The 16172-nt window shown below is 65.0% G+C and carries 16 protein-coding genes and 1 pseudogene; 5 read left to right on the plus strand and 12 right to left on the minus strand.

Annotation, left to right across the window (positions count from 1 at the left end; translation table 11 throughout):
• The first annotated feature begins 21 nt into the window (after nt 1-21).
• Complete coding sequence (gene recR / locus L6D89_RS03215; protein ID WP_236170743.1) at nt 22-621, plus strand: recombination mediator RecR; 600 nt, start codon at nt 22-24, stop codon at nt 619-621.
• Nucleotides 622-668: 47 nt separating this feature from the next.
• Here the strand turns inward: recR and L6D89_RS03220 are convergent, their stop codons facing one another.
• Nucleotides 669-1109, minus strand: a complete 441-nt coding sequence (locus tag L6D89_RS03220; protein WP_236198720.1) for a rhodanese-like domain-containing protein — start codon at nt 1107-1109, stop codon at nt 669-671.
• A 93-nt stretch (nt 1110-1202) separates the two neighbouring features.
• Here L6D89_RS03220 and ftrA point away from each other — a divergent pair, with 93 nt between their 5' ends.
• Both ftrA and L6D89_RS03230 read left to right on the plus strand, forming a co-directional pair.
• The gene (ftrA, locus tag L6D89_RS03225; RefSeq protein WP_236198721.1) at nt 1203-2171 is read left to right on the plus strand and encodes a transcriptional regulator FtrA; all 969 of its coding nucleotides are present in this window, start codon (nt 1203-1205) and stop codon (nt 2169-2171) included.
• A gap of 75 nt (nt 2172-2246) precedes the next feature.
• Nucleotides 2247-3395 carry an acyl-CoA dehydrogenase family protein gene (locus L6D89_RS03230; protein WP_236198722.1) on the plus strand — a complete coding sequence of 383 codons (1149 nt, stop codon included), beginning with the start codon at nt 2247-2249 and terminating at the stop codon, nt 3393-3395.
• 24 nt (nt 3396-3419) lie between these two features.
• Here the strand turns inward: L6D89_RS03230 and L6D89_RS03235 are convergent, their stop codons facing one another.
• The 3 genes and pseudogenes from L6D89_RS03235 to L6D89_RS03245 form a co-directional block, all read right to left on the minus strand.
• Nucleotides 3420-3959, minus strand: coding sequence for a CbrC family protein (locus L6D89_RS03235; protein WP_236198723.1), 540 nt, complete (start codon nt 3957-3959; stop codon nt 3420-3422).
• A 164-nt stretch (nt 3960-4123) separates the two neighbouring features.
• Nucleotides 4124-5014 carry an SDR family NAD(P)-dependent oxidoreductase gene (locus L6D89_RS03240; RefSeq protein ID WP_236198724.1) on the minus strand — a complete coding sequence of 297 codons (891 nt, stop codon included), beginning with the start codon at nt 5012-5014 and terminating at the stop codon, nt 4124-4126.
• Nucleotides 5011-6590: pseudogene (locus tag L6D89_RS03245) on the minus strand (flavin-containing monooxygenase). Before L6D89_RS03245 ends, L6D89_RS03240 begins: the two are co-directional and overlap by 4 nt.
• Before the next feature lie 77 nt (nt 6591-6667).
• Here L6D89_RS03245 and L6D89_RS03250 point away from each other — a divergent pair.
• Nucleotides 6668-7363: a TetR family transcriptional regulator gene (locus L6D89_RS03250; protein ID WP_236198726.1), complete on the plus strand. Its 696-nt coding sequence runs from the start codon at nt 6668-6670 to the stop codon at nt 7361-7363.
• Between the two features lie 26 nt (nt 7364-7389).
• Nucleotides 7390-7785, plus strand: a complete 396-nt coding sequence (locus L6D89_RS03255; RefSeq protein ID WP_236170735.1) for a GFA family protein — start codon at nt 7390-7392, stop codon at nt 7783-7785.
• A gap of 83 nt (nt 7786-7868) precedes the next feature.
• On the opposite strand, the gene L6D89_RS03260 is transcribed toward L6D89_RS03255, so the two are convergent.
• From L6D89_RS03260 to L6D89_RS03295, 8 genes are all read right to left on the minus strand, one after another.
• Nucleotides 7869-8699 carry a metal-dependent hydrolase gene (locus L6D89_RS03260; protein WP_236170734.1) on the minus strand — a complete coding sequence of 277 codons (831 nt, stop codon included), beginning with the start codon at nt 8697-8699 and terminating at the stop codon, nt 7869-7871.
• Between the two features lie 284 nt (nt 8700-8983).
• Complete coding sequence (locus tag L6D89_RS03265; protein WP_138521687.1) at nt 8984-9532, minus strand: adenine phosphoribosyltransferase; 549 nt, start codon at nt 9530-9532, stop codon at nt 8984-8986.
• 115 nt (nt 9533-9647) lie between these two features.
• Entirely contained in the window at nt 9648-10382 is a 735-nt protein-coding gene (gene anr, locus L6D89_RS03270; RefSeq protein WP_015477764.1) for a transcriptional regulator Anr, read from the minus strand.
• A 258-nt stretch (nt 10383-10640) separates the two neighbouring features.
• A complete protein-coding gene (gene hemN / locus L6D89_RS03275; RefSeq protein ID WP_236170733.1) occupies nt 10641-12023 on the minus strand; it encodes an oxygen-independent coproporphyrinogen III oxidase in 1383 nt (460 codons plus the stop codon).
• A 72-nt stretch (nt 12024-12095) separates the two neighbouring features.
• Nucleotides 12096-12821 carry a sulfite exporter TauE/SafE family protein gene (locus L6D89_RS03280; protein ID WP_236170732.1) on the minus strand — a complete coding sequence of 242 codons (726 nt, stop codon included), beginning with the start codon at nt 12819-12821 and terminating at the stop codon, nt 12096-12098.
• Nucleotides 12814-13035 carry a cbb3-type cytochrome oxidase assembly protein CcoS gene (gene ccoS / locus L6D89_RS03285; protein WP_236170731.1) on the minus strand — a complete coding sequence of 74 codons (222 nt, stop codon included), beginning with the start codon at nt 13033-13035 and terminating at the stop codon, nt 12814-12816. Before ccoS ends, L6D89_RS03280 begins: the two co-directional genes overlap by 8 nt.
• A gap of 1 nt (nt 13036) precedes the next feature.
• Entirely contained in the window at nt 13037-15514 is a 2478-nt protein-coding gene (locus L6D89_RS03290; protein ID WP_236198727.1) for a heavy metal translocating P-type ATPase, read from the minus strand.
• Nucleotides 15511-16056 carry a FixH family protein gene (locus L6D89_RS03295; protein ID WP_373873546.1) on the minus strand — a complete coding sequence of 182 codons (546 nt, stop codon included), beginning with the start codon at nt 16054-16056 and terminating at the stop codon, nt 15511-15513. The genes L6D89_RS03290 and L6D89_RS03295 overlap by 4 nt, the downstream gene beginning before the upstream one ends.
• Nucleotides 16057-16172: the final 116 nt, after the last annotated feature.

Here is a 16172-nt window from a genome sequence, read left to right on the forward strand (position 1 = left end):
CCGGAAATTCGAGACCGTCCCATGAGCTTCACGCCGCTGATCCGCCAACTGATCGACGCCCTGCGCACCCTGCCCGGAGTGGGGCAGAAGAGTGCCCAGCGCATGGCGCTGCAGCTGCTGGAGCGCGATCGTAGTGGCGGCCTGCGCCTGGCCCAGGCGCTGACCCAGGCGATGGAAGGCGTTGGCCACTGCAAGCAGTGCCGTACCCTGTCCGAGGATGAGTTCTGCCCGCAGTGCACCGACCCGCGCCGTGACGACAGTCTGCTGTGCGTGGTGGAAGGTCCGCTGGACGTGTTTGCCGTTGAACAGACCGGCTACCGCGGCCGCTATTTCGTGCTCAAGGGACACCTGTCGCCGCTGGACGGCCTCGGCCCGGAGGCCATTGGTATTCCCGAGCTGGAAGCGCGGATCAAGGCCGGCAATTTCAGCGAGATCATCCTGGCCACCAACCCTACGGTGGAAGGTGAGGCGACTGCCCACTACATCGCCCAGTTGCTGGGCGGCGGTGACCTGGTGCTGTCGCGCATCGCCCACGGCGTACCGCTGGGTGGCGAACTGGAACTGGTCGATGGCGGCACGCTGGCCCACGCCCTGGCAGGGCGAAGGCCGATCAGCCACTGACAGATTCGAACAAGGCCGGAGTGATTCCGGCCTTGTTGCTTCTGACCTCAACAGGCGCAGCTGATCCCGGCGCCGCCCGCGGCTGGCGATTCGTCCGTGCCGACCAGCGCCAGGCCTTCATCCAGCCACCCGGTGACGCCACCGATCATCTCCTTCACCGGCAGGCCCAGCGCGGCGAGCCTGGCGGCGGCGCGGTGCACGCCATTGCAGTGAGGCCCCGCGCAGTACACGACGAACAGGCTGCCCGCCGGAAACTGTGCCATGCGTCGTGCGTCGATCTCCCGCGTCGGCAGGTTCAGCGCGCCGGGGACATGCCCACGAGCGAACGCGGCGGCATGGCGCACGTCGAGCAGAAGGAAATCCTGCTCGCCATTCTGCAGTGCGTCGTTGACGTCCGAGCAGTCGGTCTCGAAGGCCAGTCGGTGGCTGAAGTGGGCGAGGGCGTCGGCGGGCAGGGCGGCGGGGAACTGACTGACGAGGCTGGGCATGGCAAGGCTCCTGTGAAAGATCGGAGCACTGTATGTGCCTCTTCGAGTCGGCTACAGTGGCGGTCACGACACTGATCGGAAGTTTTCCGCCAAATGCCGCGTAATCCCCTGGACGTAGCCATTCTCGCCTATGACGGCTTGTGCACCTTCGAATTCGGCATCGCCGTGGAGATCTTCGGCCTGCCTCGCCCCGAGTTCAATTTCCCCTGGTACAGCCACCGGGTCGTGGCGGTGGATCAGGGACCGCTGCGCGCGTTGGGGGGCATCCGTGTGCTGGCCGATGGTGGGCTGGAGGCGCTCGATACGGCGGGCACCATCATCATGCCGGGCTGGCGGGATCGCGCCGAGGCGCCGTCTGCCGAATTGCTGCAGGCGCTGCGCAAGGCCCATGACGAAGGCGCGCGCCTGCTGTCGATCTGTTCCGGTGTGTTCATCCTGGCTGCCACTGGATTGCTGAACGGCCAGCGGGCGACCACGCACTGGCGCTACGCCGAAGAACTGGCGGCACGCTACCCCTCGATCGATGTCGATGCCCAGGTGCTCTACGTGGACGCCGGGCAACTGATCACCTCCGCCGGCAGCGCGGCGGGCATCGATGCCTGCCTGCACCTGGTGGCGCGGGACTTCGGTGCGCAGGTTGGCAATAGCGTTGCGCGGCGGCTGGTGATGTCACCTCAGCGCGGCGGCGGTCAGGCACAGTTCATCCCGGCGCCGGTGGCGCAGACTCCCCGGCATGACCTCGCGGCGCTGCTGGACTGGGCGCGGCAGCAGTTGCACCGGTCGATTGCCGTCGGTGAACTGGCGAGCCGTGTGGCCATGAGCGAGCGCACCTTCCTGCGCCGTTTCAGTGAGGCCACCGGCATGACGCCCAAGGCCTGGCTGCAGCACGAGCGCATGCTGCGTGCGCGCGAGCTGCTGGAAAGCAGCGCCGACAGTGTCGAGCGTATAGCCGAGCGATGTGGCTTCGGCACCGTGGAGAGCTTCCGCAATGCCTTCCGCGGTGCCGCCGGCGTGGCACCCTCGGCGTACCGCGAGCGGTTCGGGACGGCGCATCTGTCCTAGCCGATGGCAGGTGTCTCGGCTTGAAAACCAAGCAAGCGCTAGGTAAGTTTCAGTCAAACCGCCTGGAGCATTGCCATGTCTGCGTTCACCGACTACTTCGATGACAGCCACCGCCTGGTCCGCGACAGCGTGCGGCGCTTCGTCGAGCGTGAAATCCTCCCCCATGTCGCCGATTGGGAAGAGGCTGAGGAGTTTCCCCGTGAGCTGTACCGCAAGGCGGGCGAGGCCGGCATCCTCGGCATCGGCTATCCGGAGGCGCTCGGCGGCAGCCACGAGGGCGATCTGTTCGCCAAGGTGGCGGCCAGCGAGGAGCTGATGCGCTGCGGTTCCGGCGGGTTGGTGGCGGGGCTGGGATCGCTGGATATCGGCCTGCCGCCACTGATCAAGTGGGGCCGTCCGCAGTTGCGCGAGCGCATCGCGCCGCAGGTGCTGGCCGGTGAGAAGATCATGGCGCTGGCGGTCACCGAGCCGTCCGGCGGTTCCGATGTGGCCAGCCTGAAGACCCGCGCGGTGCGCGACGGTGACTATTACCGCATAAGCGGCAGCAAGACCTTCATCACCAGCGGTGTGCGTGCCGACTACTACACCGTGGCGGTGCGCACCGGTGGGGATGGCTTCGGTGGCGTCAGCCTGCTGCTGGTGGAGAAGGGCACTCCCGGTTTCACCGTGGGCCGCAAGTTGAAGAAAATGGGCTGGTGGGCGTCGGACACCGCCGAGTTGTTCTTCGACGACTGCAAGGTGCCCGTGGGAAACCTCATCGGCGCTGAGAACATGGGTTTCGCCTGCATCATGGCCAACTTCCAGAGCGAGCGCCTGGCACTGGCGATCATGGCCAACATGACGGCGCAATTGGCGCTCGACGAGGCGCTGGCCTGGAGCCGCGAGCGCGAGGCGTTTGGCAAGCCTGTCGGCAAGTTCCAGGTGCTCAAGCATCGGCTGGCGGAAATGGCGACGCAGGTCGAAGTGTCCCGCGAATTCACCTACCGCCAGGCGGCGAAGATGGCTGCCGGCAAGAGCGTGATCAAGGAAATCTCCATGGCCAAGAACTTCGCCACGGATGTCGCCGACCGGGTGACCTACGACGCGGTGCAGGTGCTGGGCGGCATGGGCTACATGCGCGAGAGTCTGGTGGAGCGGCTGTACCGCGACAACCGCATCCTCTCCATTGGCGGTGGTACGCGGGAGATCATGAACGAGATCATCGCCAAGCAGATGGGGCTCTGAGCGGCCAGTGGGGACGTCCGCCGCTCAGGTGAAATCCATCCCGTAGTGCGTCTGGCCGCAGTGCAGGCAACTGAAGTGGTAGATCGCCGGATTGCCGGCTGGCTGGTAGTGCTCGACGACCTGCAACCAGGTCTTCTGCGGCCAGCCGAAGTCGGGGAAGTGTCCGGCCAACCCGGTGGCCCCCAGGGCGATGATGTCTTCGCGCCGAGCATCGCCATGGAAGGCGCAGGCGTCGCCGCAGCAGCTCAGCCAGTGTTCCTGCTGCCAGGAAGCGAATCCCGGTGTGCGTTCGCAGACTTCGCGCACTACGGCGTCGGGTACGCCGGCATCCAGCAGTGGGTAGTCATCGGCAAAGCTCGCCTCGAAGCGTTCGGCCGCACGGCCGTCGGCAATGCACCAGGGGCACAGGCAGTTTTCCGGCAGGTCGAGGCGGGTGTAGACCGAGGCGGTGTAGACATAGCCGCGTTTCTGCTGGCAGCAACGGCAGGTTGCGTCCGAGGCGACCAGGCTGCCGGTGGCCAGCGGATCCGGGTGATAGCGGAAGGTGGGGAGCGTCTGGCTCATGGTCGTCCTCCTTGGTCTGCTTCGCTGAAAACAGCTTGCCAGTATAACCAGCCGATTGCAGAGGGCGGAGCGGTCACTGTGCAGGAAAAAAACGGCGCCCATCCGGGGGTAAGGGGGATGGGCGCCGGCCCGACAGGGAAAAAGGGACTCTTTGCGTTGACGCGTTACTTGGCCTCGTAGCCCTCCGCAGTCTGTTTACGCTTGGGCTTGGGAGCAAAGCGCTTGGCCAGCTTCATGCTGCTGGTGACCACCTTCTGGTACCAGACCGGCAGCAGGCGCAGCATCACGTCGATGGCGTGGGCATCCGGGCCGATCAGGATGCGCCGCGAGTCACGTTCCACACCGCGGATGATCACCTGCGCGGCCTTCTGCGGGGTGGTGCGCAGCAACTGGTCGTTGAACTGGGTGCGGGCCTGTTCGGCGTTCTGCCCGGTGACCTTGACCATGCTGTCGTTCATCCGCGCGGTCTTGGCGATGTTGGTCTTGATCCCGCCAGGGTGCACGCAGCTGGCCGAGACCCCGCTGCGCTCCATGTCCAGCTCCTGGCGCAGCGATTCGGTGAAGCCGCGCACGGCGAACTTGGTGGCGTTGTAGGCGCTCATGCCCGGCTGGGAGAACAGCCCGAAAACGCTGGAGACGTTGACCACATGGCCGTCGCCGGAAGCCTTCAGGTGCGGCAGGAAGGCCTTGGTGCCGTAGACCACGCCCCAGAAGTTGATGTTGGTGATCCACTCGTACTCTTCGTAGTCGCTGGCTTCCACGGTGCCGGCATGGGCGACGCCGGCGTTGTTGAACACCAGGTTGACCTTGCCATGTTCGCGGGCGGCCTTGTCGGCCCAGGCGTGCACCTGCTCACGGTCGGCGACGTTCACCGTGTCGATGGACACGCGCACGCCGGTGGAGGAGAGCAGCTGGCGGGTTTCTTCCAGACCTGCGCTATTCACGTCAGCCAGTGCCAGGTGGCATCCACGCGAGGCCAGTTCGACGGCCAGTGCGCGGCCGATGCCCGAACCTGCGCCGGTGATGGCGGCGACCTTGTTCTCGAAGTTCTTCATGCCGGCACCTCTTCTGCGTGGCGTTGGGGTTGGACGACAGGGCTGGACAGTGGCTTGGATTTCAAATGATAGGCGCTGGGGTCGAATTGGCTGGTCAGCGCGCGGAAGCGCCAGGTGAAGCCCGGCCACAGCGTGCAGTTGCGTCCGCTCACCGGGTGCAGGTACCAGCTCTTGCAGCCGCCGGTATTCCATACGCTGTGGTTGAGGCCGCGCTGCAACTTCTCGTTCCAGCGGTCCTGCACCTCTTGCTTCACTTCGACGCTCTGCAACTCGCGGCGGTCCATCAGCTTGATCGCGCCGAGCACATAGGCGATCTGCGATTCGATCATGTAGACCATCGAGTTGTGGCCCAGACCGGTGTTCGGGCCCATGAGGAAGAACAGGTTGGGGAAGCCGCGGGTCATGGTGCCCTTGTAGGCTTCCGGGCCGTTCTGCCAGGTGTCGAGCAGGTCCACGCCGCCCTTGCCGAACACCACGCCGCGGGGAATCGGGTCGTTGGCGGTGAAGCCGGTGCCGAAGATGATCGCGTCCACCTGCCGTTCACGACCATCGCTGGTGATGATGCTGCCGGCCTTGATCTCGCGGATGCCGTCGACGATCACCGAGGAGTTGGCGGCGGCCAGTGCCGGGTAGTAGTTGTGCGACATGAGTACGCGCTTGCAGCCGATGGTGTAGTCCGGGGTCAGCTTGCGGCGCAGGTCCGGGTCCTTGATCTGCTGGCGGATGAAACGTTCTGCCAGCTTGCCTACCAGCTTCATCGCCCAGGGCGCGAAGGTGAAGCCCAGCACGCGACCTTCGAGCATGCTGTAGAGCGCGCCGCGCCAGAGCTTCTGTACCGCCGGGAAATGGCGGAAACGTGCGCGTTCCTTGTCGCTGATGGCGCGGTCCGGCTTGGGCAGAATCCACGGCGCGGTGCGCTGATAGAGATCGAGCTTGGCCACCAGCGGCTGGATTTCCGGAACGAACTGGATCGCCGAGGCACCGGTGCCGATCACCGCCACGCGCTTGCCCTTGAGGTCGTAGTCGTGGTCCCACTGCTGTGAGTGGAAGGCCTTGCCCTGGAAGTTCTCCAGCCCCTTGAGCGCCGGCACCGAGGGGATCGACAGGGCGCCCATGCCCGACACCACGGCCTTGGCGGTGTAGTGGTTACCGGCGGTGTCGAACAGGTGCCAGAGCTGCTGCTCGTCGTTCCATTCGAAGCGCGCCATCTCGGTATTGAGCAGCGTCTTGTCTTCCAGGCGGTACTTCTTCCAGCAATTCTCCAGGTAGGCACGGATTTCCGGCTGACGGGCGAACATGCGCGTCCAGTCCGGGTTCGGCTCGAAGGAGAAGGAGTAGACGTGGGATTGCACGTCGCAGGCGCAGCCCGGGTAGTTGTTGACCCGCCAGGTGCCGCCGACGCCGGCATCCTTCTCGAACAGCAGGAAGTCATTCTCGCCTTCCTGCTTCAGGCGGATCGCCATGCCCAGCCCGGAAAACCCGGTGCCTATGATGGCGACTTTGCAGTGTCGGGGGGCAGTCTTTGGTTGGGTACCCATTGCCAAGCTCCTGTTATGATTGTTGCTGGCGTATACAACTGTCTACGTGGTGAGAATGTAGACATCTGTATACTTCAGCAACAACCAACCTTAGATGGGGTCGGGCGCCAAACTCATGGAAATCGAACAGGAAGAACGACCGGTGGAGGCCGCGGGCAAGCGCGCGCTGATCGATGCCGCGCTGCGTCTGGCAGCCAGCCGGCGCAGCCTGAGCAGCCTGGGGCTGCGCGAGTTGGCGCGCGAGGCGGGGCTGAACCCGAACACCTTCTACCGCCACTTCGGCGACGTGGATGACCTGGGCCTGGCGATCATCCGCGATATCGCCACCCAGCTGCGCCAACCGTTGCGCGACTTGCGCCGCGAGGCAGCCGAGCGCGCCCTGCCGAGGGCGGGCGCGGCCAGCGTGCCGTTCGGCCTGGACCTGGAGCGCGGCCAGCGGGTAACCCGGGAGACGGTGCGGCTGTTCTTCGATTTCGTCGCGCGCAACCCGCAGGCCTTCATCATCGGCGTGCGCGAGCTGCACGGGCCGTCGCCGGTGCTGCGCGAAGCGCTGGCGCGGGTGATGGACGAGTTTGGCGAGGACATGGCCGAAGACATCCGTCAGTTCCATCTGCTGCCGGACGTCGATGTGGGCGAACTGGACCAGCTGTCGCGGCTGATCAGCCGGCAATTGTTCCAACAGTCTCTGGATTACCTGGAGCGCCCGCCGGAGTTGCGCGAAGAAGTCTGCACCCTTGCCGAGCGACAAATCCTGTTGCTCTTCACCGGCGTCGCGGTGCTGCAGACCTTCGGCATGCTGGCTAGGCTGTGAGTCTTTGCTGATTGTCGGAGATTGCCATGCTGCCCCTGCCCCTGTTCGGCGGTTGCGCCTGTGGCGCGGTGCGCTATCGCGTGGATGCGCAGCCGGAGGAAACCGGCTACTGCCACTGCCGTATCTGCCAGAAGTCCAATGCCGCGCCGGCAGTGCCTTGGGCGGTAATTCCACTGACGGGCTTTGCCTATATCGCCGGTGAGTTGGGGATGTGGCGTTCCAGTGAGGAGGGTGAGCGGCGCTTCTGCGTGAAGTGCGGGACACCGATGGAATTCCGTGTGCGCGACGGCGCGACGGTGGGGCTCAATACGGTGACTCTCGACGAGCCGGAGCTGATCGAGCCGCAGTGCCATGTCTGGTGCTCGTCGCAATTGTCGTGGTTCGACACGGTCGACGACCTGCCGCGCCGGCAGGAGGGCTGACCGGCTTTTCGTAGGAGCGAGCTTTTTTCCCGTGAATGAAAAACGCCAGGCATTGCCTGGCGTTTTTACTTGCCGCAAAAGGGTCAGCCGGCGAAATCCAGCGTCTCCTTCCAGCGCGTTTCCAGCGCCTTGGTGTCGTGGTCGAAGGGGTGGAAACCGGGGCGGAAGTAGTCCAGCCATGGGCGGATCAGATTGACGAAGTAGCCGCGGCGCGGGTGCAGCAGTACGCCCAGGCCGTGCTTCCAGCTGCGCCAGTTGAACAGCTGGCCATCACGGCGCAGCAGGTTGATCTGGAAGCCGGCGATGACGCTGAGGAAGATCACGGTAGTCAGCAGCATCACCGCGGTGCGGGTGAAATAGCCGCCGTAGACCTGCTGGTAGACATCATAGGCGACGGCCTTGTGCTCGTTCTCCTCGACCGCGTGCCACATCCACAGCTTGTACATCTTGTCCGACTTCATCTGGCTGCTCAGGTCTTCACGCTTGAGCAGTTGTTCGGCCATGGTCGCGGTGAAGTGCTCCAGGGCACAGGTGATCGCCAGCTGGTGCTTCCTGGTGGTGACCTTGCTGATGGATTCGAGCAGCACCTTGATGCGCAACTCGAGGGTTTCCAGGTCGATGCCGTGCTCGTCGGCGTACTCGTTGTAGGCCGCATGCTCCTTGGAGTGCATGGCTTCCTGGCCGATGAAGGCGCTGACGTCCTTCTGCAGCTGCGGGTCCTGGATGCGCTCGCGGACGGCGCGCACGCTGTCGACGAAGAACTTCTCGCCATAAGGGAACAGCGAGGACAGGTTATTCATGAAGTGGGTCATGAAAGGCTGCCCGTCCCACCAGTATTTCGGCGTTTCACTGAACGTGAAATCCATGCGGCGGACCGGGAAGTTGGCGCGGATCGGCGTGGTACTGGCGTTCATGACTAACTCCTTCTTGTTGTGCGGGCTTGGAGTTCCGGGGGCGGCGCGGCAGGGGCGGCGACCCGGGCAAGTCCTGTCGTTAGTTCGTGATGCCACCTTCGAATGTGTCATCAGCTGATGTCATGTTCGAAGTCTTGTCGGACAATCGCCAGGTCATATATGGCCGCGGCCAGGTCGAATCAGGCCAAACGGGTCACGACCAGTCATTGGATGGGGAGTTGGTTTGCGGGAGCGGCGCAAATGCAAACGGGCGCCGCAGCGCCCGTTTTGGTGAACAGCGTGGCTCAGGCTTCGTCGAGTGCGAAGGCCGTCAGGCTGTAGGTGGGGATCTGGGCGTCATTGAGCTTGGTCGAGCCGCCAAGTTCCGGCAGGTCGATGATCGCTGCGGCCTCGAACACGCTGGCGCCCATGCGGCGCACCAGTTGCGCGGCGGCCAGCAGGGTGCCGCCGGTGGCGATCAGGTCATCAAAGATCAGCACGCTGTCACCTTCGCACAGGCTGTCGGCGTGGACCTCCAGCAGGGCTTCGCCGTACTCGGTTTCGTAGGCCTGGGCCAGGACGTCCGCCGGCAGCTTGCCGCGCTTGCGGAACAATACCAGGGGCTTGTTCAGCTCGTAGGCGATGATCGAACCGATCAGGAAGCCGCGCGCATCCATGGCGCCGATGTGCGTGAAGTCGGCCTCGACGTAGCGCTGGATAAAGCTGTCGGCAACGAAGCGCAGGGCTCGCGGCGACTGGAACAGCGGAGTGATGTCGCGGAACATGACGCCGGGCTTGGGAAAGTCGGGAACGGCACGGATCACGGACTTCAGGTCGAGTTGGTTGAGGATCATGCTGGATGTGCACCTGATGCGGTTTTTGCAAAGGCCAAAGTATAACGGGCCCGCCAATCGGCGAGCCCGTTTTCGATGACCGGAAAGTCAACCAGTCGGTCAGCTTTCAGTCGGATCAGCTTTCCAGTTGGCCACCCGCCAATGCGCACAGTTCGATGGAATCGAGGATGTGCACTTCCTTGCCTTCAGCCGCGATCAGGCCGTTCTGCTGGAAGCGGGTGAACACGCGGGAGACGGTTTCCACTGCGAGGCCCAGGTAGTTGCCGATTTCGTTGCGCGACATGGCCAGGCGGAATTGCTGGGCCGAGAAACCACGGGCGCGGAAGCGTGCGGAGAGATTGACCAGGAAGGTGGCGATACGCTCGTCGGCGGTCTTTTTCGACAGCAGCATCATCATCTGCTGGTCGTCGCGGATTTCGCGGCTCATCACGCGCAGCAACTGGCGGCGTAGTTGCGGCAGTTGCTCGGACAGCTCGTCCAGGCGCTCGAAGGGAATCTCGCAGACCGAAGTGGTTTCCAGGGCCTGGGCCGATACCGGGTAGCTCTCGGTGTCCATGCCGGAAAGGCCGACCAACTCGCTGGGCAGGTGGAAGCCGGTGATCTGCTCTTCGCCGCCGTCGGTGATGCTGAAGGTCTTCAGTGCGCCGGAGCGTACGGCGAAGACGGAGCCAAAGGCATCGCCCTGGCGGAACAGGAACTCGCCCTTCTTCAGCGGGCGGCCGCGTTTGACGATTTCATCGAGGGCGTCCATGTCGTTGGTGTTCAGCGACAGGGGCAGGCAGAGGGGAGCCAGGCTGCAATCCTTGCAGTGCGCCTGGGGCAGGGCGCGCACTTTGATGGTTTCGGCCATGAGTGTTCCTTGAATGGGATGGCACACAAAAACCAAGGGTACCGCAGACCGCAAGTCGCGCGCCAGTTGGCGACCTGTCTGAATCGCTGGTTCCAGCGACGGGGATGAGGGTTTCGTAGTGCTTGGAGTGGTCTCGAATCCTTTCGAAAAGTGCCGATTCAGGGCTGTTCCTACACCTTGCGGTCAAGGACACATCCTGTAGCAAAGGGTGCGACAGTTGGCCCCGTACCGTCGGTCGTGCGAAACGGAACCCGCGGGTCAGATGACCCGCGAGAAGCGTTGCAGGTTTTGCATCGGCAGGTAACGGTCGAAGAGCATGCACAGCGAGCGGACCAGCAATCGGCCGGAGGCGCTGACGTCGATGCCCCTCGGCCCCAGGGTGATCAGGCCGTCCCGGGCGAAGCGTTCGAGGTCGTCCCAGATTTCCGCGAAGTAGCCGCGGAAGTCGATGTTGTAGAGGTCTTCGATGTCTTCGAAGTCCAGTTGGAAGTGGCAGATCAACTGCTGAATCACCGCACGGCGAATGAGGTCGTCCTTGTTGCAGTGCAGGCCGCGGCGGGTAGCGAGCTGGCCCTGGTCGAGGGTGGTCTGGTAGTCGGCGATGTCAGTGCTGTTCTGGCAGTAGAGGTCGCCGATCTGGCTGATCGAGGAAACCCCCAGGCCCACCAGGTCGCAGTGGCCGTGGGTGGTGTAGCCCTGGAAATTGCGCTGCAGGGTGCCGTCTTCCTGGGCCATGGCCAGTTCGTCGTCCGGCAGGGCGAAATGGTCCATGCCGATGTAGCGGTAGCCGGCGGCTTCCAGTTGTTCGGTGGTGCGCTGCAGCATCTCCAGTTTCTGCCCGGGGGAGGGCAGGTCTTCGGCCCTGATTCGGCGTTGCGGGGGGAAGCGCTCGGGGAGATGCGCGTAGTTGAAAACCGACAGTCGGTTGGGCTGCAGGGTGATGACCTGCTCGACGGTCCGGGCGAAGGTCTCCGGGGTTTGCTTGGGCAGCCCGTAGATCAGGTCGATATTGATCGAGCGGAATTGCAGGGTGCGCGCTGCGTCGATGATGGCGCGGGTTTCGTCGAGGCTCTGCAGGCGGTTGATGGCCTGTTGCACGTCCAGGTTGAAGTCCTGCACGCCAATACTGGCGCGGTTGAAGCCCAGCTCGCGGAGCAGGCCCATGGTAGACCAGTCGGCCTCGCGCGGATCGATCTCGATACCGTAGTCGCCGAAGTCACCCTCGGCGAAATGGAAGTGCGTGCGCAATTGCGCCATCAGCTCGCGCAGTTGGCCGGGGCTCAGGAAGGTCGGGGTACCTCCACCGAAATGCAGCTGCTCGACTGGCTGCTGGCGGCCCAGGTGACGACTGACGATCTCGATTTCGTGGATGAGACGAGCCAGGTAGGGGGCGCTGCGGCCACGATCCTTGGTGATGACCTTGTTGCAGGCGCAGTAGTAGCAGATGTTCGCGCAGAACGGGACGTGCACGTAGAGCGAGAGCGGCCGCTGCGCCTTCTGGCTATCGCGCAGCGCATGCAGCAGGTCGAAGGGTCCGACTCCTTCGTGGAACTGCACGGCTGTGGGATAGGAGGTGTAGCGCGGGCCGGACAGATCGTATCGGCGTATCAGATCTGCGTCCCAGCGAATATTGTCGAGCATGCCGATGTTCCCCGGTGGCGAGCTTTTCCTGCGCAGTCTAGGGAGAGTCCGGCAAAGGCCTGTTGACCTGTATCAAGCGGCTTTATGGTGCTGCTGGGCGATGCTGGCGTGCATTTCGTGACCCATGATCCAGGCCTGGTGTGGACCGGGGAGGGTCCACAGGCCGAAGAGGATCACCAGGATGCCACCTGCCATGCGCACGCTGCGCTTGCGCAGCAGTGCGGTGATGCGCTCGGCGGCGAGCCCGGTCGCCAGCAGCACCGGCCAGGTGCCGAGGCCGAAGGCGAGCATCAGCAGGGCACTGTCGATGGCCGAGCCCTGGCTGGTGGCCCAGAGCAGGGTGCTGTAGACCAGGCCGCACGGCAGCCAGCCCCAGAGAGCCCCCAGCAGCAGCGCGCGCGGCACCGTGCTGACCGGAAGCAGGCGGCTGGCGGACGGCTGGATGTGCTTCCAGAGGCCGCGCCCCAGGGCTTCGATGCGTGTCAGACCGCTCCACCAGCCGGCCAGGTAGAGGCCCATGGCGATCAGCAGCAGGCCAGCGACCACCCGCAATGCCGAGGCAAATGGTGTGCGCGCCACCGCCCAGCCGGCGAGGCCGAGCAACAGGCCGGCGCAGGCGTAGCTGAGAATGCGGCCGAGGTTGTAGGCCAGCAGCAGGCGCAGCCGCCGTGCGCGTTGCTCCGGCGGGATGGCCATGGTCAGCGCACCCATCAGACCGCCACACATGCCCAGGCAGTGACCGCCGCCGAGCAGGCCGAGAATCAGCGCGGACGCCAGCAAAGGCGCCAGTTCAGGCATCGCGTTTGTCCTGCTTCTGGCTGGCGTGCGAGTCGGCACCTTCGGCTTCGTCGATGCCGGCCTGGTGCTTGGGGTCTTCGTCGTCGAACAGGATGCTGTGGGCCGGCCCGTCCATGTCGTCGTACTGGCCGCTGTTCACCGCCCAGAAGAAGATCGCAATGCAGATGCCGACGATCACCACGGCAACCGGGATCATTATGTAGAGTGCGGGCATTTCAACTCCGTGGCAGCGCCTGCGCCGCTTGCGGGGCGACGGGCAGGGCAGTGGTCGCTGGCGGGGCACCGGCGCCCTTGGGCAGCCGGGTCAGGCGCAGGGCGTTGAGTACCACGGTCAGCGAGCTGATCGACATGCCCACCGCAGCCCACACCGGAGTGATCCAGCCGAGGGCTGCGAAGGGCAACATCAGCCCATTGTACAGCCCCGCCCAGAGCAGGTTCTCGATGATGACCCGGCGGGTGCGGCGGGCCAGGCTGAAGGCCTGCACCACGCTGTCCAGGCGGTTGGACAGCAGCACGGCGTCAGCGCTGGTCTTGGCCAGGTCGGTGGCGGAACCCATGGCGACGCTGATGTCGGCAGCGGCCAGCACCGGAACGTCATTCACCCCGTCGCCCAGCATCAGCACGCGGCGGCCTTGCTGGTGCAGCTGGCGCAGGACTTCAAGCTTGTCGTCCGGGCGCAAACCGCCGCGGCAGTCGTCGATGCCCAGTTCGGCGGCGACGCGACCGACCATGGGCGAGCTGTCGCCGGAGAGCAGCAGCGTGCGCCAACCACGGGCGCGGCAGGCGTCGAGCAGGTCGGCGGCGTCTTCGCGGATGCGATCGTCCAGCACCAGCCAGGCGAGGGCGCCGTTTGCATCACCGAGTAGCAGCCACTGACCGGGTTCCTGCGGGTGCTGAGGCGCTTCGCTACCGCTCAGGGCACAGACGAACGATGGCTCGCCGATGCGCAGGCGGCGCTCGCCGACCAGGCCTTCCAGGCCCAGGCCGGGATGGCTCTCGACATTCTCGGCGGGCTGCGGCGCGCGGCCGAAGGCACGGGCGATGGGGTGTTCGGAGCGGTTCTCCAGGGCGGCGGCCAGGGCCAGGCAGGCATCGCTGTCCAGCGCTCCCAGTGGCCGGACTGCGCGCAGTGTCAGCCGACCTTCGGTAAGGGTGCCGGTCTTGTCGAAAATGACCGTGTCGATGTGGTTCAGGCCTTCCAGCACGTGGCCTCGTGTCACCAGCAGGCCGAGCTTGTGCAGGCTGCCGGTGGCGGCGGTCAGGGCGGTCGGCGTAGCCAGTGACAGCGCACAGGGGCAGGTGGCCACCAGCATCGCCAGGACCACCCAGAAGGCGCGGGAGGCGTCTTGCTGCCACCAGAACAGACCGACCACGGCGGCCAGCACCAGCAGGGCAATGAGGAACCACTGCGCGGCCTTGTCGGCGAGCTCGGCGAGACGCGGCTTGTCCGATTGAGCGCGCTCGAGCAGGCGGACGATGGCGGACAGCCGGCTGTCGCCGTCCAGGGCCTTGACCTGCACGGTCAGCGGGCCTTCGACGTTGAGGGTGCCGCCGGTGACGCTGTCGCCGCTCTGGCGGGGTTGCGGCAGGTATTCGCCGGTGAGCAGGGATTCGTCGACGCTCGACTGACCATCGAGGATCAGGCCATCGGCCGGGACCACTGCGCCGGGCTGCACCAGTACTCGGTCGCCAATGTTCAGTTCGCTAAGCAGTACACGGCTGCTCTGGCCTCTGTCGTCCAGACGCAGGCAGGATGCAGGCAGCAGGTTGACCAGTTGTGCGGTGGCGGCTGCAGTGCGTTCACGGGCACGGCGTTCGAGATAGCGGCCAGCCAGCAGGAACAGGGCGAACATGCCCACGGCGTCGAAATACAGGTCGCCATGGCCGGTGACGGCGGTCCAGATGCCCGCGAGGTAGGCGCCGCCGATGGCCAGGGAGACCGAGACATCCATGGTCAGGTGGCGGGTGCGCAGGTCGCGCACGGCGCCGCGGAAGAACGGCTGGCAGGAGTAGAAGACGATGGGGGTGGTGAGAAACATCGCCACCCAGCGCAGGATTTCGTGCAGCTCGGGGCTCAGGTCGATGTTGAATTCCGGCCAGGTGGCCATGGTTGCCATCATCGCCTGGAACCACAGCAGGCCGGCGACGCCCAGTTGGCGCAGGGACTTGCGGTTCTCCTGGTGCAACTGTTCGGCGGCGCGATCCGGTTGGAACGGGTGCGCTGCGTAACCAATACGGCGCAGCTCGGCGAGCAGCTCGCTCAGTGGCAGCTCGCTGTCGGACCAGCGCACGTGCAGACGGTGATTGGACAGGTTCAGCCCAGCCTCGGCAATGGCGGGCAGGCCCTTGAGGTGTTTCTCGATCAGCCAGCCGCAGGCGGCGCAGCTGATGCCCTCCATGATCAGGGCGGTCTCGGCGAGATCGCCCTGGTGCTGGACGAAGGGCTGCTGAACGTCGGGACGGTCGAACAGCTTCAGCTCGTCAGCCAGCTGTTCGGGCAAGGCGTCAGGGTTTGGCGCGGCTTCGGTGCGGTGGCGGTAATAGCCTTCCAGTCCGCCGGCAACGATGGCCTCGGCTACGGCCTGGCAACCTGGGCAGCAGAATTCGCGGGGTTGGCCCAGGACTGGCGCAACGAAGCGGCTGCCGGGTGGTACCGGCAGCGCGCAGTGGTAACAGAGCAGCGCGGCGCTCATGGGCGCTCGGCTTCATCTCCGCTGAGGGGCTCGTCGCCGAGGTCGAAGGTACCGCCGGGAGCGACCTTTTCTTCCTCGAACAGACGCCAGGTCTTGCCGTTCTCCTCGCCGAGCAGCTCGACGAAGCGGCGACCTTTGACAGCGGCGTCCAGGCTGGCGGTGTAGCGGCCGGGCTCGGCGGGGCTGGCGCGCAGTTCCAGGTGCTTGTCCTGGGACTCAAGGGTAGGGGAGAGCAGGTTCAGGGTGAGCGTGGCCGGACGGCTGTCGCCGGTGAGGCGCAGGTCCACTTCGCCGGTCAGCTCGTCGAAGCTGATCTTCGCCCGCAGCTTGAGTTGCTGGGCGAGGTGCTCGCGGTCGAGGGAGCGATTGATGCCCTTGCCGGCCTCGTAATAGTTGTCGCTGACCAGGGAGTCCTGGTTGTTCACGGCGATATTGACCATCGTCAGGCTGAGGAAGATCGAGGTGGCCAGCATGGCGATGATGATCCACGGCCAGAGGTGCTTGTACCAGGGTTCCACGGGTGTCTTCATGGCCGATTGCATGCTCTTTGATCTCTCGCTGGCAGCGCCATACGGGGCGCTGCCCGGTGAAGGGGCGGGCGAATTCTACGTATTTCGCTCGGTGCTGGCACCCCATGCGCAACATGGGGTGCCAATTC

This window comes from Pseudomonas pseudonitroreducens (genome assembly GCF_021603645.1).
In the GTDB taxonomy this organism is placed as follows: Bacteria; Pseudomonadota; Gammaproteobacteria; order Pseudomonadales; family Pseudomonadaceae; genus Pseudomonas; species Pseudomonas pseudonitroreducens.